This is a genomic window from Dickeya poaceiphila, from assembly GCF_007858975.2.
Classification (GTDB): domain Bacteria; phylum Pseudomonadota; class Gammaproteobacteria; order Enterobacterales; family Enterobacteriaceae; genus Dickeya; species Dickeya poaceiphila.
Genome location: NZ_CP042220.2, coordinates 2,741,903 through 2,765,803, shown reverse-complemented (window position 1 = coordinate 2,765,803; position 23,901 = coordinate 2,741,903). Strand labels below are relative to the sequence as shown.

At 55.2% G+C, this 23,901-nt stretch carries 17 protein-coding genes; 11 read left to right on the top strand and 6 right to left on the bottom strand.

Annotation, left to right across the window (positions count from 1 at the left end; genetic code table 11):
* Positions 1-30: 30 nt before the first annotated feature.
* Positions 31-1,086, bottom strand: a complete 1,056-nt coding sequence (locus Dpoa569_RS12235) for a hypothetical protein (protein ID WP_227983041.1) — start codon at positions 1,084-1,086, stop codon at positions 31-33.
* A 450-nt stretch (positions 1,087-1,536) separates the two neighbouring features.
* Between Dpoa569_RS12235 and Dpoa569_RS12230 the strand changes: the two genes are divergently transcribed.
* Complete coding sequence (locus Dpoa569_RS12230; RefSeq protein ID WP_227983039.1) at positions 1,537-3,030, top strand: hypothetical protein; 1,494 nt, start codon at positions 1,537-1,539, stop codon at positions 3,028-3,030.
* An 85-nt stretch (positions 3,031-3,115) separates the two neighbouring features.
* On the opposite strand, the gene Dpoa569_RS12225 is transcribed toward Dpoa569_RS12230, so the two are convergent.
* The gene (locus Dpoa569_RS12225; RefSeq protein WP_128569697.1) at positions 3,116-4,180 is read right to left on the bottom strand and encodes a VirK/YbjX family protein; all 1,065 of its coding nucleotides are present in this window, start codon (positions 4,178-4,180) and stop codon (positions 3,116-3,118) included.
* Positions 4,181-5,328: 1,148 nt separating this feature from the next.
* Here Dpoa569_RS12225 and Dpoa569_RS12220 point away from each other — a divergent pair.
* The 5 genes from Dpoa569_RS12220 to Dpoa569_RS12200 all read left to right on the top strand — a co-directional run bounded on the left by Dpoa569_RS12220 (position 5,329) and on the right by Dpoa569_RS12200 (position 11,578).
* Positions 5,329-6,360 (top strand): hemin-degrading factor, encoded by a 1,032-nt coding sequence (locus Dpoa569_RS12220; RefSeq protein ID WP_042869673.1) that lies wholly within the window; start codon positions 5,329-5,331, stop codon positions 6,358-6,360.
* On the top strand, positions 6,357-7,172 hold the full coding sequence (locus tag Dpoa569_RS12215) for a heme/hemin ABC transporter substrate-binding protein (RefSeq protein ID WP_042869675.1): 816 nt from the start codon (positions 6,357-6,359) through the stop codon (positions 7,170-7,172). The genes Dpoa569_RS12220 and Dpoa569_RS12215 overlap by 4 nt, the downstream gene beginning before the upstream one ends.
* Positions 7,173-7,201: 29 nt before the next feature.
* The gene (locus Dpoa569_RS12210; RefSeq protein WP_050569540.1) at positions 7,202-8,158 is read left to right on the top strand and encodes a FecCD family ABC transporter permease; all 957 of its coding nucleotides are present in this window, start codon (positions 7,202-7,204) and stop codon (positions 8,156-8,158) included.
* Complete coding sequence (locus Dpoa569_RS12205; protein WP_042869677.1) at positions 8,151-8,945, top strand: heme ABC transporter ATP-binding protein; 795 nt, start codon at positions 8,151-8,153, stop codon at positions 8,943-8,945. The genes Dpoa569_RS12210 and Dpoa569_RS12205 overlap by 8 nt, the downstream gene beginning before the upstream one ends.
* Before the next feature lie 203 nt (positions 8,946-9,148).
* A complete protein-coding gene (locus tag Dpoa569_RS12200; RefSeq protein ID WP_050569424.1) occupies positions 9,149-11,578 on the top strand; it encodes a TonB-dependent receptor domain-containing protein in 2,430 nt (809 codons plus the stop codon).
* 111 nt (positions 11,579-11,689) lie between these two features.
* On the opposite strand, the gene Dpoa569_RS12195 is transcribed toward Dpoa569_RS12200, so the two are convergent.
* Positions 11,690-12,175 (bottom strand): Dps family protein, encoded by a 486-nt coding sequence (locus Dpoa569_RS12195; RefSeq protein ID WP_042873851.1) that lies wholly within the window; start codon positions 12,173-12,175, stop codon positions 11,690-11,692.
* Between the two features lie 212 nt (positions 12,176-12,387).
* Positions 12,388-13,845, bottom strand: coding sequence for an AMP nucleosidase (locus tag Dpoa569_RS12190; RefSeq protein WP_146411403.1), 1,458 nt, complete (start codon positions 13,843-13,845; stop codon positions 12,388-12,390).
* Between the two features lie 398 nt (positions 13,846-14,243).
* Here Dpoa569_RS12190 and Dpoa569_RS12185 point away from each other — a divergent pair, with 398 nt between their 5' ends.
* The 5 genes from Dpoa569_RS12185 to Dpoa569_RS12165 all read left to right on the top strand — a co-directional run bounded on the left by Dpoa569_RS12185 (position 14,244) and on the right by Dpoa569_RS12165 (position 19,256).
* Positions 14,244-15,401 (top strand): M20 aminoacylase family protein, encoded by a 1,158-nt coding sequence (locus Dpoa569_RS12185; RefSeq protein ID WP_042869680.1) that lies wholly within the window; start codon positions 14,244-14,246, stop codon positions 15,399-15,401.
* A 224-nt stretch (positions 15,402-15,625) separates the two neighbouring features.
* A complete protein-coding gene (gene efeU, locus Dpoa569_RS12180; protein WP_042869681.1) occupies positions 15,626-16,471 on the top strand; it encodes an iron uptake transporter permease EfeU in 846 nt (281 codons plus the stop codon).
* Positions 16,472-16,529: 58 nt separating this feature from the next.
* The gene (gene efeO / locus Dpoa569_RS12175; protein ID WP_042869683.1) at positions 16,530-17,651 is read left to right on the top strand and encodes an iron uptake system protein EfeO; all 1,122 of its coding nucleotides are present in this window, start codon (positions 16,530-16,532) and stop codon (positions 17,649-17,651) included.
* Positions 17,652-17,662: 11 nt separating this feature from the next.
* A complete protein-coding gene (efeB, locus tag Dpoa569_RS12170; RefSeq protein ID WP_042869685.1) occupies positions 17,663-18,976 on the top strand; it encodes an iron uptake transporter deferrochelatase/peroxidase subunit in 1,314 nt (437 codons plus the stop codon).
* 52 nt (positions 18,977-19,028) lie between these two features.
* Positions 19,029-19,256, top strand: coding sequence for a DUF1272 domain-containing protein (locus Dpoa569_RS12165; protein ID WP_042869687.1), 228 nt, complete (start codon positions 19,029-19,031; stop codon positions 19,254-19,256).
* A 221-nt stretch (positions 19,257-19,477) separates the two neighbouring features.
* Here Dpoa569_RS12165 and Dpoa569_RS12160 read toward each other — a convergent pair whose 3' ends face one another.
* Positions 19,478-22,609, bottom strand: a complete 3,132-nt coding sequence (locus Dpoa569_RS12160; RefSeq protein WP_146411400.1) for an efflux RND transporter permease subunit — start codon at positions 22,607-22,609, stop codon at positions 19,478-19,480.
* 21 nt (positions 22,610-22,630) lie between these two features.
* Positions 22,631-23,893, bottom strand: coding sequence for an efflux RND transporter periplasmic adaptor subunit (locus tag Dpoa569_RS12155; RefSeq protein ID WP_128569698.1), 1,263 nt, complete (start codon positions 23,891-23,893; stop codon positions 22,631-22,633).
* Positions 23,894-23,901 lie beyond the last annotated feature (8 nt).

The following is a 23,901-nucleotide window of genomic DNA, read 5'->3' as shown; positions in this document are numbered from 1 at the left end:
CTCTTGCAACATAGGAGGCGCTGACGGCTATCAGGACTGAGGCCGGATCGATGCCGGAGATACCTGCGGGCGCTCGACGCTGGTCTGCTGGTAATACAGCTTGCTGCTGACCATCATCATGGTGGCGAACAGAAATAATCCTGGCGAAAAATAGCCATAGCCGCGCAGGAAAAATTCGACGGCGTAGGCGATTATCACCGCCATGGCGATTTTCAGTAGTGTCGATTCGGTATCGGTATTATCACTGATGTGATTGATAGTATTGACGGCTTTTTTCAGAACCCACAGGTAGCCGATACTAAGCAACAGACCAATGGCACCGAATTCGCTGACGATTTTCGAAGCCAAAAAGCCGCCGTCGGTACGGTTGAAGTCGTTGCCTGCGAGCGACTGGATGATGTAACCGTATTTGCCGACACTATTGGTGCCTGCCATTTGTAGCCCCAGTCCGAGGTAATGGCTTTCCAACAAGGCGTTTTTAGCGTCATCCACCCCTTGCAGAAATACCAGTGTGGTCAGGTTGTCGGTGTCGTCGTTGATAGCCAGACGTGAACCAAAATAGGCGATGGCGGGCAGGTCGGAAAAATAGGTCAGCATGACATACACTGCTGCGACCAGTACGACAATGATCGTAAGCATCAGCGTAATGCGGCGCGACATCCAGAAAACAAAAATCGCCATCATACAGAACACCAGCAGCGTCAGACTGGGGAAAATCAACGCCTGTAACAGCAGGTTCGCCATCAGTATCATGCGTTCCCGGTTTTTCATCAGGATACCGCTGGCGCAGACAAAGATGCCTACCGTCAGCGCGTAATGGCTCTCCTCAGAAAAAGGAAACACCGCTTTAGGTTTTGCCGCATAATTGCCGATGTCAATGCGATAGATAACCGAGAGCCAGCCAAGTAACAACAAGGTATAGGTAACAGCACGAAAAGCAGAGGCAAGGGTGTCTGGATCAGTGGTCAACAAGCGGTTGGAGAATAATATGGCGCCGAATAACACAATAACCAGCGCCGGTAATGTGAAAAGCGGTTTGTAATTGTCATACATCGCCGCAATATAGCCAGATTGCGCCAGCAACATAAATATCACTATTGAGAAAAGTAAGATTCTTCCGCTGGGAAATGCCAGGTTTTTCATATAGCGCAAGCCATAAATATAAATAGGTATTATCGCTACCATCATGCCTGATGCCAGTGAAGATTGTTGGAAAAATACAAACACAAACTGCGGTATCAGGAAAATGCAAAGCATTGTCCAATAAAGCGGGTCGTATTTTATGGTTGCGTCCAATTTTTTAACTCCCATTATTCAGTAAACGTGTTGTACCGATGGATGATAAAACAAATGAATTTTTATTTTTAATTATTTTTGCAGAAAGTTATGACAGTGGGTTAACGCTATGTTTTTATTTTTTATTTTCGATATATCTATCGGTGCTGATCGTTCATTCCGTGGTTCTAGAGGGTTTTTATTTTTAATTCATTGAATTTATTGGAGTAGGAGGGTTTTATGAACAGAAGAAATTTCCTGGTGGGCAGCCTGGCATCATTTGCAGTGACCTCTGTGGCGGCGGGGGGGGATAATAACACTCAGAGCAATAATACAGTTGCGTTCACTAATGATCTCGCTCGTTACAATATTGATTTTTCTGGAAAGAAAGATTCTACGGGTTCTTTTCAGATGCTTCTTAATGATATGTTGGAAGAATCGAAGTCTTTATCAAATTCACAGCAGAAAGTCAGGTTAATGTTGCAAGGCGTTGTTTTAGTTTCTTCTACGATAAAAATAGATGCATCGAAAGTTTCTATTCATGGCCCTCTGACAATTATTTTTACCAAAAATGGTAAATTTGATAAATATGCGATGGTGGTGACCGGAAATCCGGATGTGGATGCGGCTTACAGTAATATTGTGGACAGCTTTTTTTCTGGTGTGCATTTTATTTCTGAAAAGAGAACGTTAGATCTGTTTTTTGCTTATAACCCAGAAAGCAATTCCAACCGTAATGCCTCCTGTCTGTTGAGTATTTATTCCTGCCGGTTTACCGGGTTCAGGAGGGTCTTTTCCAACGGTGCGGGCGGTTGGGGATGGAACTGGTTCTCCTGTGGTTTTAATAACTGTGATCGCCTGCTGTACCTGACCCGTCAGCCAGATTCCTACGAACGTTTTACCTTCATCGGCTGTATCTGGCAAAACGGTGGGTATGCGTTCGAAATCGATAATCCGAACGGCGTCGTGTACTGGCAGGCAGGCAGCTTTGATTACTGTGAAGGGATTGCGTTAATAAATGAAGGCCATGTTGAAATCAACGGTCATGTTGAGTATGTGAAGCGAAAGCAACCTGCGGTGGTGCTCAGGAAAAAGAACGCCAGCTTTGTGTTCAACGGTGGGGCGATTTTTGTGCGCCAGAATCCGGAACGGCCCTACCTGATTTTCGAACAAGCGTTTGATTATCAGACCACATTGACCAATGTTTGCTTTGCCACCGATGGCGTCAATGTACCCTCCTGCGTTATCTCCAATCGCCCCTGCTGGAAAAACAATCTGATTTTTTCCAACCAGATGGCGGAGTTAATCGCCCTTAACGATGGCGGTAGCACGCTGGTTTATCCCGGTGTGGCGGGTTGCGCCTGCCATTATGATCCCGCCTGTATCAAAGAAGAGAACGGGCGATTTGTGAGAATCGCTGAGGGCGGTGACGCACAGGTACAATTCCTGATACCGATCAGTGGGCAGAATCAAATTGGGGTGACCTGGCAGGCTCGAACCTCCGTTAACGCTAAGGTGGTCATTGCCAAAAAACTCCATGCGTACGCGGTAAACGGCCTCGGTCAGGTGATGGTGGATTTGTCGCGTGATGGTAACGATTACATCCAGAACAGCGAGCAACTGCAGAAAGGCAGTTCAGGCACCATTTGGAAGATCCCGCGCAGCGCCTGGCTGTTCGCACTCTCATTCAACCTCTCTGCCGCCAGAGTTGGCGACTATCTGGATATGCGCGAACTGAGGCTGGTCACTTGCTGATTACCGGTCATCATAGTGAGTGTCTGGGGGGCCATCCTTGTCAGGCAAGGATGGCTTGTCATGTCGCTACATCATGAACCGGTTATCAGGCCGGCGGCACAGCAACCTGACACGGTTGCCTGTGACCCTCTTCCCGTTGGTGTGGATGTGACATTTTCATGGTTCCATTGTTATCAACCGAACGGTTGAACTGGCTGTCTGGTTGGCGGGGCGATGCCGTTGTATCCGATGACGCGGTGTGCTCCAGATTTTGCCTGACCTGGGCATGAATGTCGTCCAGCAACTGGTAACGGCGCTGATACTGTGCCCGTTTCTTGCTTGGCAATTCATCCAACGTTTTGCGTGTAATAGCCAGCGGGAGTTGATACAACCCCTGTGCGTTTCTGTCTGCGTTGATTGACAGCCAGAATTCGCTGTAACTGGAAAAACGTACTTTATTTTTGCGGTAGGAGTAGCGCAAATTCTGGTAAACATGGTTTTCATCGCCTACCGCCAGAATACGCGTGATCCCAGTGAGACGGGCAATAGCCAGCAGACACTCCAGCAACAGGCGTTTAGGGAACAGCCCAAAGCAGGCTTTCGAGGCGTCTTTGGTTAGTTCACGGGTCTGCTCACGGCCTTTTCCCTGTAAACCGCCAATCATGATGGTGAGTTGGTCCTGACTGCGAATGACGGAAAACGTCAGCGACGCCAGCACCATGTCATTGAAACGAATGCGCAGCGTAGCCTCACCCTCTTTGTCGTAACGCGAATTGCTGCAAATCAGCGAAAAACTCTCGCCGTTTTTACCGGAAAAACAGGCCAGACAATAGTCATCCTGACTGAGCAATGCCTGTTTCAGAAACGGGTTGGCAAGTTGTTGCACGAAAAGATAATGGCTACGAATCGCCTCAGCTCGTTCGTCTGCACGTAGCGTGGCGGACAGATAAGGGCGATGCACCTTGGTTGGCAGCATGGGGCGAATGCTTACCGCCTTCTGCATTGCGGGAATCTCAATAATATTTTGCAGGTGACGTAAAGTTATTGACGGCATTAGCAATGAGCGCAATAGAAATTTGGCTTTTATATCTGTCGCACACCAGATTTTTTCAGAGAAAAAATTGCCCTTTAACAGATGATAAAAAAGTGACAATGCAGATTTTTTTTCCATTTCAATCCCCAGTGATAATGCTAAAAATAACCACAGGGGAGCAATAACGTATCACCATAAAATAAACTTAAAACCCCTGTCATATTCACGTGCGAGACTGGCATTTATCGCTGGCCTTGCATCATTCTATGGTTAACGATTATAGCGAGGGCAATGAAAAGAGAAATCATAACCCCCGTGCTGTTGAGTATTGATTTAGTGAAAATAATAAATATTGGTTCATCGCAGGTCTGTTTGGGATTGATTTAAACTTAATACCCAGGAGAGACGTATAATAAGAGATCAGCATAAAATTGGTGCGTTCGGGGATAATGAAACAGATGTCTTGCATAATGCTGGCAAACGAGCGGACCGTGGCGTCAGCAAGGTGTGTCAGCTGCTGCGCTACCCGGACCATTTCATAGTTCGGTGCTGCTGTACGCAGCGTTCAAATTAGTTTTCGCCGATTTGCCATTCCCCCCCAGTCACTTGCTTATTAAGTGACTGGGAATGAAATGAGAGACATCCTGTCTCTCACCAGAGGCCAGCCGTTGGCTGGTCAAATTCGTTCCCAACGAATTTGTCACGCGGTTGCCGTGTTACAAGGCTCTAATGAGCCAACGCGTTGCGTTGTTCAACACGCGAGCGTGTTGTCCTGCAACTCGAATTATTTGGGGCATAGTTAAGCTATTTATGTTTATTTTCGACAGAAAATTGTCATGGAATAAAGGAGTTATAACTTCTTTTCTGTTGAGTGTGCTTATCATAGATGCCGGTGAAGGGTATTTTGGCCAATTGATGCCATTTGAATTTTACCGTTGTTAATAGGCTGATGGGTAATGCTATGAGGTTATTAATTGATTTTTTAATTGATTGATTATCATTGGTAAATTAAATGGCAAGATAAATGTGAATGGTATTATTCCATAATAATGAAAATTGAATTTGAAAACCGCAGCTGATTTTTTGCTCACCACTCTGATTTATCATCCAGACACGGCGTACCCCCGGATTTGTCCCTGCGGAATGTAATGAATTAGTAAATTTTTGTTGCGAATGTGTCTTGTTTTCATTTGTTTATAATGATAATAATAATTATTATCTTTTGTGGGGAATTCACACATCAATACCGTAGCCAGCGGACGGCGCTGTCGAGGGAGTTTTGGCATATGCAGCATCACTACACACACTACCTGCAACTAAAAGTTGAGCATCCACACAAGTATGCCCGTGATTTGGCCCACATGATGGGGCTGAGAGAAGCGGAGCTGACATCGCTGCGCGTCGGGCATGATGCCCGACGCTTATCCGGCGACAAACGTGCACTGCTGGCCGGGCTGGAGTCCGTCGGTGAAACCAAGTCCATTACCCGCAATGAGTACGCAGTACATGAACAGGTTGGGGTTTACCATAACCAGCGCATTGGTGAACACGTTGGTCTGGTGCTCAACCCGCGCGGGCTGGACCTGCGCCTGTTTCCCGAACAGTGGGACAGTGCGTTTGCGTTAACGGAACAGACCGCGCGCGGCGAACGTCATAGCATTCAGTTTTTTGATCGTCACGGCGACGCAGTGCTGAAGGTCTATGCCACCGACAACACGAAACTGACCGTCTGGATGGCGCTGATTGATCGCTTTACGCTGGCGGATAACCCGCCGCTGGTGCTGCAACCGGTACCAGTCGATACCCCAGTTGCTGTGCTGGACGCCACTGTGATCGAACAGGAGTGGCGGGCGATGACCGATGTTCACCAGTTCTTCCCGTTGCTCAGGCGGCATCAGGTCACGCGTCCGCAGGCGTTTCGTGCGGTGAGCGACGATCTGGCTTGTCAGGTAAGCAATCAGTCGTTAGGGACGTTGCTACGCGCTGCCCAGCAGGTGGGTAATGAAATCATGATTTTTGTTGGCAACCGCGGTTGTGTGCAGATTTTCACTGGCGTGATCGAAAAGGTAACGCTGATGGAAAACTGGCTGAATGTGTTCAACCGTGACTTCACGTTGCATCTGGTTGAAGACGCCATCGCTGAAAGCTGGGTTACCCGTAAGCCGACCAAAGACGGCATTGTCACCAGCCTGGAGGTGTTCGCAGCCGACGGCACGCCGATCGCCCAACTGTTTGGTCAGCGTTCGGAAGGCGAGCCGGAGCAGGCGCGCTGGCGTGAGCAGGTGATGTCGCTGGTGACGCCGGAGGTGGCAGCATGAGGGGGCTGTGCCTGCTGTTGCTGTGGTTACCGCTGTCGCTGCTGGCCGCTGATCGGATAGTGACCATTGGCGGTGATGTTACCCAGATTGTGTTTGCGTTGCAGGCGGGCGACAAGGTAGTGGCGCGTGACAGCACCAGTCTGCATCCGGAGGCGGCGACAGCATTGCCGAATGTCGGCTATATGCGCCAGCTAAATGCGGAAGGCATTTTGTCGATGCAGCCGACGCTGGTGTTGGCAAGCGCACTGGCGCAACCGTCCACAGTGCTGGAACAGGTCGCCAGCCGGGGTGTGCGCGTGGTAACAGTGCCTCAACCGCAAACGATCGAAGGCATTAGCGAAAAGATTCAGGTGATCGCCAATGCACTAGGGGTGGTGTCGCGCGGCGACGTGCTGGCACAGCAGATAAAACAACAACTGGCGGCGGTGCCGCCCCAGCCGACGACGGCCCGCATGTTGTTTATTCTCAGTCATGGCGGTATGAGCGCGATGGTGGCCGGGCAGGGCACCGCAGCGGATGCGGCGTTCCGTGCCGCCGGATTGCAGAACGCGATGCAGGGATTCAACCGTTATCAACCGCTGTCGCAGGAAGGCGTGGTAACTAGCCAGCCGGACTGGGTGGTGATTACTACCGATGGCGCGAAATCCCTGGGGGGCGAGGCGGCAGTGTGGAAACTGCCAGGACTGGCGCTGACGCCGGCCAGCAAGCACAAACGGTTACTGATTGTCGATGACATGGCGCTGCTGGGCTTCAGTCTGGATACGCCGGCGGCGCTGTTGCGCCTGCGTCAAACCGTGGATGCGGCGAAGTGAGTCAGTCTCCACGTTTGACGTTGCTGACAATGGCGGGTGCGCTGGCACTGTTGGCGGTGATCGCCGCCGGCAGCGGTGCAATGTCGGTGTCATTGACGCAGTTGATGAGCCAACCGCTCGACAGCATAGCGTGGCAGGTGTGGTGGCATATTCGCCTGCCGCGTGTGGGGTTGGCGTTGTTGGTGGGGATGGCGCTGGCGCTGTCCGGCGCCGGAATGCAAGGGCTGTTTCGCAATCCGCTGGCGGACCCGGTGTTGCTGGGTGTCAGCAGTGGCTCGGCTGTCGGCGTGGCGCTGGCGATACTGTTTCCGCTGGCGTTGCCGACACTGCTGGCGTTGTACCTACCGTTACTGGCCGCTTTTGTCGGTAGCCTGCTGATCATGCTGTTGTTGTTCTCCCTTAGCTTGTCGGGCGAGCGTTCCCTGTCGCGCCTGCTGCTGGTGGGCATTGCCATTAACGCCATCGGCGGCGCTGCTACCGGTCTGCTGGCGTGGATCAGCAACGATCAGCAACTGCGCCAGTTGTCGCTGTGGGGGATGGGGAGTATGGGGCAGGCGCAGTGGGTAACAGTGGCGGCGGTAGCGTCGCTGGTGGTGCCCTGCGTGTGGTGGCTGCAGCGGCTGGCTTCGTCGCTCAATTTGCTGCAACTGGGCGATGAGGAAGCGCATTACCTTGGGGTGGATGTGCATCGCACCCGGCGCCGCATAGTGATTCTGTGTGCGGTGCTGGTGGCGGCGGCAGTGTCGGTCAGCGGCATTATTGCTTTCGTCGGTCTGGTCACGCCGCACCTGATGCGGCTGCTGTTGGGCGCGGATCACCGCTGGCTGTTACCGGGCGCGGCGCTGGGTGGCGCGTTGCTGCTGTTGCTGGCGGATACGCTGGCCCGCACGCTAGTAGTGCCGGCGGAGATGCCGGTAGGGTTGCTCACCAGTCTGATCGGCGGCCCCTGGTTTTTGTGGTTGATTCTGAGGCGACAGCATGGCTGAACCACGTTTTGCGCCACTGGAGGCGCATCAGTTGAGTTACCGGGTGACTGCCGGTCGGTTCCTGATTGATGATGTGTCGCTGACGCTGAATCCCGGCGAACTGGTGGCGCTGATCGGGCCTAATGGTGCGGGTAAATCCACCCTGCTGCGGTTGTTGACCGGCTATCTGACCCCGCAACGGGGAGAATGCCGGCTTGATGGACGTGCGTTGACAAGCTGGTCGCCGGGCGCGCTGTCGCGTCTGCGTGCGGTGATGCGCCAGGATAATACGCTAACCGCGTCATTCCTGGTGGAAGAGGTGGTGGCGATGGGGCGAGCCCCCTGGCGTGATACGCCGGAGCCGGACGTGGTGTCTGCAGTGCTGGCGTTGACCGGTTGCGAGCATCTACGCCGTCGGTTATATCCCCAATTGTCCGGCGGCGAGCAGCAACGTGTCCGACTGGCGCAGGCGCTGGCCCAGCTCTGGCGGGGCCACGGTCCGCAAGGCTGGCTGTTTCTGGATGAACCGACCTCGGCGCTGGATTTGTTTTATCAGCAGCGGTTGCTGCGATTGCTGAAGTCGTTGACTATAAAAGGAAATATTGCGGTGTGTTGTGTATTGCACGATCTCAATCTAGCGTCGTTATGGGCTGATCGGGTGGTGGTGATGCAGGGCGGCTGCAAAGTGGCGGAAGGTGCGCCGGCGCAGGTGCTGACCGAAACGGCGATTCAGCGCTGGTATCAGGCGGAAGTGTGGGTCAGTCGGCACCTCGATGCCGGTACGCCGCAGGTGGCGTTGCGCCGTTAAGCGGCAGGTGGCGCATTGATGACGCCAAAAGCACGACAATCATAATAATAACAACGTTACCCGGAAGTGCTCCGGTTGCGACAGGGCGGTTAGCGCACCGGCAACCGGAACGATAACGGATACACGACCGTAACGGGTTGAAATAATACTGTTTGGCAATCACTGAGCAAGAAGATAATGACATCTACTATTGAGGTTGCAGTATGTTCTTGCACAATAAAGAAACGCATCGCATCGGGTTAAACCGAATTATTTTGACCGGCGTATTGACCGGTCTTGCCTGCCCGACGTTGGCGGCGGACGTGAATACCTCGACATCATCGACGACGGCAGCCTCGGCCACGGCGGGTGCCGGAAAGAAAAACGCGGCGTCGGCGGACAATGCTGCTACCGGCTCATCCGGCGATCAGATGACGGTGATGTCGCCGCGAGTCACCCAGGCGGGTACCACTATTACGATTACCGACAGTGAGATGCAAAAGAACGGAGGCAACGACTTCGGTTCTATCATGCGCTATCAACCGCTGGTGAGCGCCACCGGCGTCAGCGGCGGTTCCGGCGCCGGTAAAAGCGGGTTTGATCGCGGCGGCTATACCGGTTACAACATCCGCGGTCTGGAGAGCAATCGGGTGGCGATCGATGTGGATGGCATCCCGCAACCCAACGCCACTGGCCGCAGTTATGCCGGGCGTCCAGGACTGAATACCTTTGGTATTGGCCGCGATTACATTGACCCTTACATGTACGGTCTGGTCAGCATCGACGCGGGCGCGACCCCGATCGAACGCGCCAATAACGCCATCGGCGGCGCGGTGTCGTTCCGTCCCAAATCGCCCGATCAGTACTTATCCGCGCAGAAAGATCACTATGTCGGTTATCAGAGCGACTACGACTCCGCCAGCCGCAGCTGGCACAATGGCGTTACCGTTGCTGGCGGCGACCAAACTCTGCGCGGCATTGCGGTGGTCAGCCGCCGTGATGGTCAGGAGACCCGCACTAACAGTGATCGTCTGTCGGCCTATCCGCTCAACTGGCACTCGACGGCGGTGATGACCTCGGCTATCTGGCAACCTAACGAGCAGCACCGTTTCACCGGAACGCTCGACTATTACAACAAGACGTCTCACACCCATTACGATGGCTGGAATAGCACAGGCAGTAGCATCGTCGGTACCTCACAGCAGGACAGCGACAGCGAACGCTGGAGCGGCAGCCTGCGCCACAGCTGGACCTCCGCCACCAACACCGGCTGGGTGGATGCGGTGGATTCTCGTGTCTACGCCCAGCGCTCCAGTGCAAAAGACGACACCGACATGCCGCTGGACGACGGCAGTATGCAGAAGGTCAACTCCGACTACAACGTCAGAACCTACGGCGCTGAAACCAGCCTGCTGAAATCCTGGGGTATGCACCAGTTCACCTGGGGTGTTAACGCTCAGCAGTCCGACACCGAACGACCGTTCCATCAAACACCGGTACAGACCGGTCCCAACGCCATCATGCAGCCGGAGGCGGACAGCCGCAGTTATAGTCTGGGCGGTTTCGTGCAGGATAAGATGGAGGTCGAGCTGGCCGGCAAGACGCTGGCTATCACCCCTGGCGTGCGGGTGGCGCACCAGAGCACGAAGTCACGCAACCTGTCCAGCCTGAGTGCGGGCAGCAGTGTGATCACCGCGAGCGATGTGCAGTCGCTGTACGGCAAGACCACCCGTGATACTGAAGTGCTGCCGTCGCTCAGCCTGCAGTATGAACTGACGCCGCGCCTGAGTACTTACCTGCAGTATCGCCGCGGCGCCCAGTTCCCGGATGCCAGCCAGCTGTACGGTTCCTGGAGCCTGGGTTCCAACTATGCTGGCCGCGCGCAGTACGCGCTGATCGGCAACAGTAATCTGGAAACCGAAACCAGCAACAACTACGAGTGGGGGGTGAAAGGCGACGTGACCGACGGGGTCAACTTCCGCACCGCCGTGTTCTACAACGACTACAAGAACTTTATCGCCAGCACCCGCTACACCCGTGCGGCCAATCCGGAAAAATTCGCCAACGTACCGTCGAATATCTATACCGCTTACCAGATGGAAAACCGTGACAAGGCTTACATCTACGGCGCGGAATTCAGCAGTCGCGTGCAGTGGGGCACCTGGTTCGACGCGCTCGGTGGGTTCAGTACCACGCTGGCGGTCGGCTATAACGAAGGCAAGTCAAAATCCCGCTATCTGGGCGACAAATACGTTGACCTCGACAGCGTAGCGCCGGTGAAAGCGGTGGTCGGTCTGGCCTGGGACGAGACGGATAACCGCTACGGTGCCGCCATCACCACGACTTTCCAGAAAGGCAAGCGCGCCACCGCCACCAACCGTCAGGGGTATAACAATACTGGCGCGGCGCTGACCGATTCGACCGTTCAGTACATGCGCGTTCCGGGCTACGGGCTGGTGGATTTGACTGCCTACTGGCGCGTGCTGCCGAATGTGCGGCTGAGCGGCGGCGTTTATAACCTGACCGACCGGAAATACTGGGATTATCTGAGCAGCCGCCAGCTGACGCTGAGCACTAATCAGGATAGTTACAACCGTGAACTGGCGGTGATGCCAGGACGCACCTTCCAATTGGGCGTCAATGTCGATTTCTAATCGTCATTGAGCCTTGCTAACGGCGTCCTGCTGGTCAGTTAGTTGGACGCCGTTAATGCATGAACCCCGTCCTGGACGGGGTAGTGATTGTGACGAGGCGTCAGGCCGGGGTTATTTCAGGTAGGCATTGAACATCCAGATTTGTTTTTCCTGCTCTTTGATGTAATCAGTCATCAGCGACGCCGTGCCTTCATCGCTGGCATCCGCCGCCAGCGGCAGGATTTCCCGCTGCTGTTGCAGCAGCACCGCATAACCGGCCAGCAGCCCTTGCAGCGTTTTTTTGCCATCGGTGGCGTTGACGTCTTCTTTGATATCCGCTACTTCCAGGTAGTCGCTGTAGGCATGTAGCGGCTGCACGCCCAGTGCCAGAATACGCTCCGCCAGTTCATCAATTTTCAGCAGCAGTTCGTTGTAGATTTCCTCAAACTTGGCGTGAAGTTCGAAAAAGGCCGCGCCGGAAATATTCCAGTGATAACCGCGCACATTCATGTAAAGAATCTGGTAGTTAGCCAGCAACGTGTTCAGTTTGGCGGCAATCTTTTCAGACTGCTGCACATCCAGACCAATCGGACTCTTTTTCTTTTTACTGCCTGACATATAACGCTCTCCTTTTCTGTCAATCGCATGTTGGTTCGCTATGAATATCAGGCCGGCGGTGTTCACTTGCCGGTCATTTTTCATCATAGACCAGAAACTCTTACTTCATCTACGCCGTTTCGGCGCAGCGGGCCAGCAACCCTTTATAAAACGATTCTGTGAATGAACAATCGATAACCGCTCTCGTTAGCCTGAGAGCGGTTTTATTTTATTTAGCGGAATGGAGGCTCGTTGAAGGTGCGCAGTTTGCGCGAGTGCAGGTGTTCGGCTTCAGCACGCAGCAAATCTACCGCACGGATGCCAATCTGCAAATGCTCAGAAATCGCCCCTTCATAGAAGCGGTTTGCCTGACCGGGGAGTTTGATCTCACCGTGCAGCGGTTTATCCGACACGCACAACAACGTGCCATATGGTACGCGAAAGCGATATCCCTGCGCGGCAATAGTGGCGCTTTCCATGTCTACCGCCACCGCCCGGCTAAGGTTGAAGCGCAGCGCCGAGGCGGAATAACGTAATTCCCAGTTGCGGTCGTCGGTGGTGACCACGGTACCGGTGCGCAGCCGTTGTTTCACTTCTTCGCCCGGCATACCGCTGACCTGCTTGGTGGCGTCATACAAGGCGCGTTGTACTTCGGCAATACTGGGGATTGGGATATCCGGCGGCAACACCGAATCCAGCACATGATCGTCGCGCAGGTAGGCATGTGCCAGCACATAATCACCGATATTCTGACTTTCCCGCAGGCCGCCACAGTGGCCGATCATCAGCCAGGCGTGTGGTCGCAGTACCGCCAGATGATCGCAGATGGTTTTGGCGTTAGACGGCCCGACGCCAATGTTCACCAGCGTAATGCCGCGCCCTTCGCGCGAGATCAAATGATAGGCCGGCATCTGATGATTTTTCCATGCCAGATCGGATACCGCCTGCTGCGGGTTCTCGGTGTCGGCGGTGATCATTGCGCCGCCTGCGCAGGCCAATGCCCGGTACGGGCTGGAGGGATCGGCAATCTGATCACAAGCCCAGCGCACGAATTCATCAACATAACGGGTATAGTTGGTAAACAGCACAAACGGCTGGAAGTGCTCGGCGCGGGTGCCGGTGTAGTGGCGCAGGCGTGCCAGAGAAAAGTCAGTACGCAGCGCGTCAAAGTGTGACAAGGGGGAATGGTCAAGCGTCTGTAGCAGACCATCAGCGGTTTCATCGCCGATAAGCGCCAGCGATGTGGTGGGGAAATGCTGCGCCAGAGCAGCACTCATTGAGCGTTCCAGCTTCAGATTGGCACCGTCGATCACATAGGGGTAAGGGATCTCTTTGTCCGATGGTGCGACGTCGATAGTGGCCGAATAATCGTTTTCCAGAATCGCCAGTTGTTCCGCCAGATAATGCCGGAACAATTGTGGACGGGTGACGGTGGTGCGGTAGCTGCCGCCGTGGGTAAGGCGGCCATACGCACGGGTTTTGCTGTGCTTTTGCGACAGTCCGTCCCAGGTAATGCGCAGTTCCGGATACACAAACAGCCCATTGGCGCGAGCGGCGGCATCCGGCAGGGTGCCGTGGTTAATGAAATCGCCGATTGCGGTACGCAGCGCTCTGACTGCGCCATCATACAGCGCTTCCAGTCGGTCCAGCGCCTCGCTGGCAGACAGGCCAGCGGCAGGTGCGTCACTCATTTTTACTCCTTTCTTCTGATGCGATGGCTAATGCCATACTGTGGGGTTCATTGTGGCACACCACGCATCACGGCACGATGGGAGAAACGTGAATTTGAAAAGTCAGTTTGCTGATGTTGTTGTGTTTGTATGGCGATGAAACACGCACTCACCTCTTATTTTTCCTGAAAAAAGCTGTGCCACGTAAGTCTGTGCCACGTCAGTCGCCATAGGCGTTATACGCAAAGCAGGGTGGATGGCTCACGAAGCGTTATGCCAAAAGTATCTTTACTGTCCGGTAGATAATCTTTGTCCGTATTGGTGGCTGGGGTAGAGTAAGTCATCACAGGGTGACTGAGTCTGGGGCAAAATACACATCGGAGCAGGTGGCTGAGGTGTGAATCAATGAGGAGGAGAGTATGGGGATTTCTCCGGCGCTGATTGCGCAGGCCATTGAGTGGCGGCACAAATTACATGCTAATCCGGAACTGGGTTATCACGAACGCCAGACATCCGAAATGGTAGCGACGTTGCTGTCTCGCTTTGGCTTTCAGGTCCATACCGGGTTGGCGGAAACGGGCGTGGTGGGAACGCTGGAAAATGGCCCTGGGCCGATTATCGGATTGCGTGCCGATATGGATGCGCTACCGGTTACGGAATTGGGCAGTCTTCCCTATAAATCTCAGCACCCCGGTGTGATGCACGCCTGTGGTCATGACGGGCATACCGCGATGCTGCTGGCGGCGGCGAGCCATCTCAGCGAGACTCGCCGTTTCAGTGGGACGGTGCGAGTCATTTTTCAGCCGGCGGAAGAAAACCTTGGCGGTGCGCGTCGTATGGTGGAAGAAGGGCTGTTTACTCGTTTCCCGATGGATGGCATTTATGCATTGCATAACTGGCCGGGACTGCCTGTTGGACATGCCGGCTTGAACTGTGGTGCCATGATGGCCTCGCTTGATTCGTTTGAAATTGTACTGACTGGCAAAAGCTGTCATGCCGCTATGCCGGAAAATGGCGCTGACCCTATCATGGCCGCCTCTCAGTTGGTGTTATCGTTACAGACTATCCCTTCCCGACGCCTGTCGCCTCAGTCGTCTGTAGTGATCAGTATCACGCAGATTGCGGGTGGCGAGGCCATCAACGTTATTCCGGAAAAAGTGGTGCTGCGTGGCACGTTGCGTTGCCTGCAAGCCTCGGTGCGTGAACAGGTAAAGGCATTAATTGCGCAGTTTGTGGCGCAAATTCCTGAGGTGTTCGGCGTGACGGGGTCGATGAGTTATTACCCTGGTTATCCGGTGACTTGCAATAATGCGCGGAGTGCGCAAACGGTACGCGAGGTAGCGGAAACGATATTTGGTGCGAATCAGGTACATTGGGACATCGCTCCTTCTATGGCATCTGAAGATTTCGCCTGTATGCTCGAATACTGTCCCGGCGCTTATTTCTGGTTGGGGGCAGATGGTGATACCCCATCCCACCCATTGCACAATGCCAGGTATGACTTTAATGACGCGTTGATTCCGCACGGCGTTGCCATGTGGGTGGCGTTAGTGGAAAAGCAGTTACCGATGAAATAAGTGGCTGTTAGCAATTAAGTAAATGATTCCAGCCTCAGCGCTGGGCGGCGACGAGTAAAACCGAAACGTTGCCCGCTGGCGCTGAAATATTTGATTAGAAAAAATTACTTTACCCCACCTTACATTTTCTCATTAATAAGAACTATTATCATTCTTTATCCCATTTGTATTCCTGCGCAGTGTGCTCGTCTGCGTGCTGGGTTTGCCTGAAGGAGTATTCATCCATGTTCGTTCCATTACTCATCATGTTCCGAGAGGGACTGGAGGCCGCGTTGATCGTCAGCCTGATTGCCAGCTACCTGAAACGCACCCAGCGTGAACAGTGGTTAGGGGCGGTCTGGATAGGGGTTGCGCTGGCACTGGCGTTATGTTTAGCGCTTGGGGTGTTCATCAACGCCACTACCGGCGAGTTTCCGCAAAAACAACAGGAACTGTTTGAAGGGATAGTGGCGGTTATTGCGGTGATCATTCTGACCTACATGGTGTTTTGGATGCGCAAGGTGTCGCGTTCGGTACGGGTGCATCTGGAAGGCGCTATCGATCAGGCGCTCAGTGCCAGCCGACGTCAGGGGTGGGCGCTGGTGGCGATGGTGTTCTTCGCCGTGGCGCGTGAAGGGCTGGAGTCGGTGTTCTTTCTGCTGGCGGCATTCCAGCAGGATGTCGGCATTTACGCGCCGCTCGGCGCTGTACTGGGGCTGCTGTGTGCCGTCGTGGTCGGGATGATGATCTATTGGGGGGGAGTGAAACTGCGGCTGGCCCAGTTCTTCAAATGGAGCAGCCTGTTCATTCTGTTTGTTGCCGCCGGTCTGGCAGCCGGAGCAATCCGCGCTTTTCACGAAGCGGGGTTGTGGAATCAATTTCAGCAAATCGCGTTCGATTTTAGCGCCACGCTGTCAACCCATACCCTGACTGGCACGCTGCTGGAAGGGATGTTTGGCTATCAGGAAACCCCGACGGTTAGCGAAGTGGTGGTCTATTTTCTGTATCTGACTCCGGCGCTGGTGTTCTTTTTCATGCCGCAACGTATGGAGCCAGCCACGGCGCCGATGGCGCGTAAGCATCACCATTAATTATTGTCATAACTAACAACTATCACAGTTAACAATTAATGTAAAAAGGGATAATTCTATGTCTACACCATTGTTCCGCCGCTCAGCGCTGTGCGCTGCCCTGCTGGTTTTTCCTGCATTCAATGCGCTGGCCGCGGATATTCCGCAGGTTAAGATAACGGTTAATGACAAGCAGTGCGAGCCGATGCAAGTCACGGTAGCCGCGGGTAAAACGCAGTTTGTCGTCACCAACGCCAGCCAGAAAAACCTGGAATGGGAAATCCTCAACGGGGTGATGGTGGTGGAAGAGCGTGAGAATATCGCACCGGGCTTTACCCAGAAAATGACTGCCAACCTGGAGCCGGGAAAGTACGACATGACGTGCGGTCTGCTTAGCAACCCGAAAGGTAAACTGGCAGTGACTGCCAGCGATGATGCCGCCGTCGCAAAAACCAACGTGTTGGATCTGGTCGGGCCGATTGCCGAATACAAGGTGTACGTTACCAAAGAAGTGGAAGGATTGGTGCAGCAGACCAAACTGTTCACCGCCGCTATCAAAGCCGGTAAGCTGGAAGAGGCACGTAAGCTGTATGCGCCGACCCGTCAGCACTACGAACGTATTGAGCCGATTGCCGAACTGTTCTCCGATCTGGACAGCAGTATCGATGCCCGTGAAGACGACTACGAGAAGAAAGCCGATGACCCGAAATTCACCGGTTTCCACCGGCTGGAGAAAGCGTTGTTTGCCGATCACTCCACCAAAGGTATGGGGCATTACGCCGATCAACTGTATGCCGATACACAGGAACTGCAAAAACGCATCGCCAGCCTGACATTCCCGCCGAGTAAGGTGGTGGGCGGCGCATCCGGCTTGATTGAAGAAGTCGCCGCAACCAAGATCAGCGGCGAGGAAGATCGCTACAGCCGCACCGATCTGTGGGATTTCCAGGCCAACGTTGACGGCGCGCAGAAAATTGTCAACCTGCTGCGCCCACTGCTGGAGAAAGCCAATAAGCCGTTGCTTGGCAAGATCGACGCCAACTTCAAAACAGTCGATGGCGTGCTGGCGAAGTACAAAACTAAAGACGGATTTGAATCCTACGAAAAACTGAGTGATGCCGACCGCACGGCGCTGAAAGGGCCGATCACCACACTGGCGGAAGACCTGGCGCAATTGCGTGGCGTGCTTGGACTGGATTGAGGCGAGCTATCATGAGTCATACCACTGGTCCGCAGGACGGGCCGCACGCTTCTCACCCTTCTGCTTGTCCGGCGCAGCCGGACATTGCCTCGCCGTCGCGTCGTCGCCTGTTGCAAGGGCTGGGCATGATGGGCGGGGCGTTGGCGCTCGGCGCTGACCGGCTGGCGCAGGCGGAAGATAAACCGCAGGCGCCACAGGATGAGCGCTGGGAAAAACAGCCGTTTCTTGGCGAACATCAGGCGGGGATCGTCACGCCGCAACAGGCGGCGATGATGCTGGTGGCGTTTGATGTGCTGGCGACCAGCAAGCCCGATCTAAACCGGTTGTTCCAGTTGCTGACTCAGCGTATCGCGTTTCTGACGCAGGGCGGCAAGGTGCCGGACGTTGACCCGCGCCTGCCGCCGCTGGATTCCGGCATCATGGGACCGGAGATCTATCCAGACAATCTCACCATCACCGTGTCGGTTGGCGCATCGTTGTTTGATGAGCGGTTTGGCTTGCAGGCGCTCAAGCCGCTGAAACTGCAACGCATGACCCGCTTTCCCAATGATGCGTTGGACGCCAGCTTGTGTCATGGCGACCTGTTGTTGCAGATTTGCGCCAATACTAACGAAACGGTGCTGCACGCGCTGCGCGATATCATCAAACAGACGCCGGACTTGCTCAGTGTGCGCTGGAAGCGGGAAGGATTCATTTCCGCGCACGCGGCACGCAGCAAAGGCAAGGAAACGCCGGTTAATCTGCTGGGCTTCAAAGACGGCACTGCTAACCCTGATACCAGAGATAGGGCGTTGATGGATCAGATCCTGTGGGTTGGCGCAGAGTCCGGTGAACCCGCATGGGCGGTGGGCGGCAGTTATCAGGCGGCGCGGATCATCCGTTTCCATGTTGAATTCTGGGACCGCACGCCACTGCAGGAGCAGCAAACCATTTTTGGTCGGGAAAAACACAGCGGCGCGCCGCTGGGCATGGCCCACGAACATGATGAACCGGATTACAGCCGCGACCCGCAAGGTAAGGTGATTCCGCTGGATGCGCATATTCGTCTGGCTAATCCGCGTACCCCGGAAACCCGCGCCAACCTGATGCTGCGCCGCGGCTACAGCTACTCGCTGGGCGTCTCCAATTCCGGCCAGTTGGATATGGGGCTGCTGTTCGTCTGTTATCAGGCCGATCTGGAAAAAGGTTTTCTGACGGTGCAGAAACGGCTCAATGGCGAACCGCTGGAGGAGTACATCAAGCCGATTGGCGGCGGTTATTTCTTTGTACTGCCGGGGGTAAAAAGCGCGGATGACTGGCTGGCAAGCCGATTGCTGACAGCGTAACCTCAGGCAGGCATGATAACGGGATAACCCCTGAACAACAGGAGTACACACCATGCTGGAATTACGGCCTAACTGCGAATGTTGTGATGTTGACCTGCCGCCGGATTCATTGCTGGCGCGGATTTGCTCATTTGAATGCACCTTTTGCGCTGATTGTGCGCAGGAGAGACTGCACGGCCACTGTCCCAACTGTGGCGGCGAACTGGTTCGGCGGCCTGTCCGGCCTGCGGAAAAACTGGTGAATAACCCGGCTTCGACCCGGCGGGTGCTTGCCCGCTAGTGCCTCGGTTGGTCGCTAATGTTTGTCGTTGAGGTCTGGTTCTGATGTAAAAAGCCCGTCGGCACTGGTGCCGATGGGCTTTTTACTATCATTGATTACTACGTGCATTGATTACTACATGCATTGATTACTACGTGGATGCCGGGCGAGCAACAGCTTGCGTTTCTTTTCCCGTTCGGCGACCTGCCGTGACTTTCGGGCTGGTCGCCGTTCCCATCGTTTTAGTGATCGGTCATGTTTTGAGTTCGACGGGCTTTGCGCCAGCGGTCATAGCGTTCCTGTAGGTTCATCACCACCACAAAAAACACCGGTACGAAAAACACCGCCAGCACGGTGGCGCTGACCATACCGCCGAATACGCCGGTGCCGATGGCGTGTTGGGTTTCCGCACTGGCGCCTGACGCCAACATTAACGGTACCACCCCCAGCGCAAACGCCAGAGAAGTCATCAGGATCGGGCGCAGGCGCAGGCGTGCTGCCATCACTGCGGCATCAGCCAGTTCATACCCTTGCTCGCGCAGCTGTCTGGCGAACTCGACGATCAGGATGGCATTCTTGGCGGACAGCCCAATGACGGTAATCAGTCCCACCTTGAAGAACACATCGTTTGGCATATCGCGCAGCAGCACCGCCAGCACGGCGCCGAGCAGCCCCAGCGGCACCACCAGCATCACCGACAGGGGAATCGACCAGCTTTCATACAGTGCCGCCAGCACCAGAAATATCACCACCATCGACAGCAGCAGCAACATCGGCGCTTGTGTGGCGGATTGCCGTTCCTGTAGCGATTGCCCGGTCCACTCGATGGTGAAACCTGGCGGCAGTTGCGCGGCCAGCCGTTCCATCTCCGCCATTGCCTTGCCGCTGGAGACGCCTGGTGCGGCAATGCCGGAGATTCGCGCCGCCAGAACGCCCTGATAGCGCGTCAGTTGCAACGGGGTATCGCTCCAGACCGGCGTGACCACTTCTTTCAGCGACACCATACCGCCTGCGGTATTGCGCACATACAGTTTGAGCACGTCATCCAGTTGCATACGTGCCGGCGCATCGGCCTGAATGATCACCTGCTGCATCCGGCCAGCGTTCGGGAAGTCGTTTACATACAGTGAGCCGATGGCGGCCGATAGCGTATCGCTAAGCGTGCTGAACGACACGCCGAGCGCTTGCGCTTTTTGGCGATCAATATCCAGTCGCACTGTGCTACCGGGCGGCAGGCTGTCCGGGTAGACGCTGGTGACGATGTGGCTCTGCGCCGCCAACGTCAGCAGTTGAGCCTCTGCCGCTTTGAGCGCCTGATAACCCTGACCGGTACGATCTTGCAAGCGCAGGGTAAAACCTGATGAGGTGCCCAGCTCATCAATAGCCGGCGGCATCAGCGTCATGGCGGTGCCTTCCCGGATTGATGACATCGCCTGTTGCGCCAGCGCCACTTCGGCGCGGGTGGTGGTATTATCGCGTTCAGACCAGTCTTTTAACGTGGTGAAAGCCATGGCGGCGTTAGGGCCGGAGCCGGAAAAACCGAAGCCGAGAATCGACATGTTGGACTCAATGCCATGGCGAGAAGCGACATGGTGTTCGTAGGTTTTGACGATGTCCAGCGTACGCGTTTGCGTGGCGTCCGACGGTAGCTGGAATGATGTCATAAAATACCCTTGATCCTCTTCCGGCAGAAAGTCGGACGGTAATGCCTGGAACAGCCACCCCAGTGCGCCGGTCAGTGCGGCAAACAGCAGCAACATGCTGCCGGAACGGCGCAGCAGTGCGCGGGTGCCGGTAGCGTAGTGCTGCGTGAGTTGTTCGAAGCGGCGGTTAAAGCCGCCGAAAAAACCGCGTTTCTGATGATGACCGTCGGCAATCGGCGTCAGCAGCGTGGCGCATAGCGCGGGTGTCAGCGTCAGCGCCAGAAATGCCGAGAACAGGATCGAAACCGCCATCGACAGGGTAAACTGTCGGTAAATCACCCCCACGGAGCCGCTGGCGAACGCCATCGGAATAAACACGGCAGACAGCACCAGCGTGATGCCGATAATCGCGCCGGTGATCTCCTTCATCGCGCGGATGGTCGCCGCTTTGGGCGACAGCCGTTCCTGCGCCATCAGCCGTTCAACGTTTTCCACCACCACGATAGCGTCATCCACGATAATGCCTATCGCCAACACCATGCCGAACATCGTCAGCACGTTGATGGAGAAACCCGCGGCCAGCATCACCATGAAGGTGCCGAGCAGAGCGATGGGCGCAACAATCGCCGGGATCAGGGTATAACGCACATTTTGCAAAAACAGGTACATCACCAGAAACACCAGCACCATCGCCTCAATCAGCGTTCTGAGCACCTGCTCGATAGAGATTTTGACAAATGGGGCGGTGTTGAACGGCAATGAATAGTTCATGCCTGCCGGCATGGATATTTTCAACTCGGCCATACGTTGTGCGATGGCGTTGGCGGTACGTACCGCATTGGCGCCCGGCGCCAGTTGAACGGCGGCGGCGGTGGCGTCCTTACCGTTTTCACGCACGGAAAAGCCGTAAGATTGCGCACCCAGCTCGATGCGCGCCACATCGGCCAGCACCACCCGTGAACCGTCTTCTCTGGCGCGCAGTACCATCGCGGCGAATTGCTCCGGCGTTTCCAGTTGCCCTTGCACCGTCAGCGGAATGGTCACGCGCTGTCCCGGCAGAGTGGGGGCATCGCCAACCCGTCCGGGGGCGATTTGCACGTTCTGCTGGGTGATGGCGGTTGACAGGTCGTTCATGGTCAGTCCGTAAGACAGCAGCTTGTTCGGATCGACCCAAATACGCATGGCTTGCTCTGCACCAAATAATTGGATGCGGCCAACCCCTTCAACCCGTCGCAATTCTTCGACAATGTGGCGCGCCATGTAGTCGCTCAGCGCTACCTGATCGTAACGTGTGTTATCGGAGGTCAGGCTGACCAACATCAAAAAGCCGGATGAGGCGGACTCTACCTGCAGGCCGTTTTGCCTGACCGTTTGCGGCAGCCGGGGTTCAATCGATTTGATGCGGTTTTGTATGTCCACCTGCGCCAATTCCGGGTCGGTGCCCGGCTTGAACGTGACATTAATTTGCGCCAAACCGGACGTATCCACGGATGATTCGAAATACAGCAGGTTTTTTACGCCGGACAACTCGCGTTCTATCAACCCGACTACCGAATCGTTCATCGTTTGGGGCGTTGCGCCGGGGTAAGAGGCGTTAATTGTCATCATCGGCGGCGCGACGGACGGATAACGCGCGACAGGCAACTGGGGAATAGCGAGGGTTCCCAGCAGGACGATGAACAAGGCGATCACCCAGGCAAACACCGGGCGATGGATAAAGAATTGCGGCATGATACCTAAACTCCCCGGCTCTTAGCGTGACGCCACATCAGTGGCAGACGGCACCTTTTTCCAGTGTTGGGTCGCCACACAGCTACCTTCGCTCAACCTTTCCCCGCCTTCGATCACCACCTGTTGACCGGCATTAAGCCCGGCACGGATACGATACTGCCGGTTGATCAGCTCGGCAGGTTCAACCGTGATGGCGTGCGCCGTGTTTTGCTCATCAACGACCCAGATTTTGGCCTCGCCGCCGTTGCGTGTGACGGCCTGTTGCGGCACCAGCAGAGCATCCGGGTAATGGCCGAACGGGATGCGAGCGCGTACGAACATCCCCGGCAGCAACTGTCGCTGTGGGTTATCGACCAGAATTCGCAGCAGCACGTCGCCGGTGCCGGTATCCACATTCATGCCGGAAAACAGAATACGTGCTGACATCGGGTAGGGGGTGCCGTCGCTGCGCAGTATCACCACCGGGATGCCGTCACTGCTGCCGGCGTGCTTGTTCAGCATGTCGCGCAGTTGCTCCAGTGAAGACGCGGGTTGCCGTACATCAACATATACCTGGTCTATTTGTTGAACTCGTGCCAGCGGCGTGCTGTCGTTGGTGCTGACCAGCGCGCCTTCGGTAATCAGCGCCTGGTCGATACGACCCGCAATCGGGGACTCGACCGTAGCGAAGGTCAGGTCAAGCTGGCGACGCGCCAGCGTGGCGCGAGCCTGTGCCACATCGGCGGCAGCCTGGTCGCGTTGTGCTATCGCATCATCATAGGTTTGCTGGCTGATAGCGCCGGTGCTGAGTAATGGCTTGAGCCGGGCGACCTGAATTTGCGCCCGGTTCAGCACCGACTGGGCGCGTTGCAGCGCGGCGCTGGCGGTATCGACATCAGCGTTGAACGGCGCCGGGTTAATCTGGAACAACGGCTGTCCGGCACGGATTTCTGCACCCTGTTCAAATAAGCGGCGCTGGATGATGCCGCCTACCTGCGGGCGAATTTCTGCCGTGCGCACGGCGGTGACCCGGCCAGGTAGATCGTCGGTCAGGGTGATGGGCATCGGTTTAGCGGCCATGACGGTGACTTTCGCCGGCGGTGATTCGACTGGCGCGTCACGCTGGTCGCAGCCGGCCAGTAGCAGACCTACCAGCGCCAGCAGTACGCCGTGGCGGCACAACTGCTTCAGTGACACGGGCAGGCGAGTGACTTCGCCGTTCGCCTGCGTTTCACCGGGCGTTGCCAGCAGCAGCACCGATAAAATATAGGCGACCGGGTATGGAGGCGTTTTCCTGATATTCATATAACGTC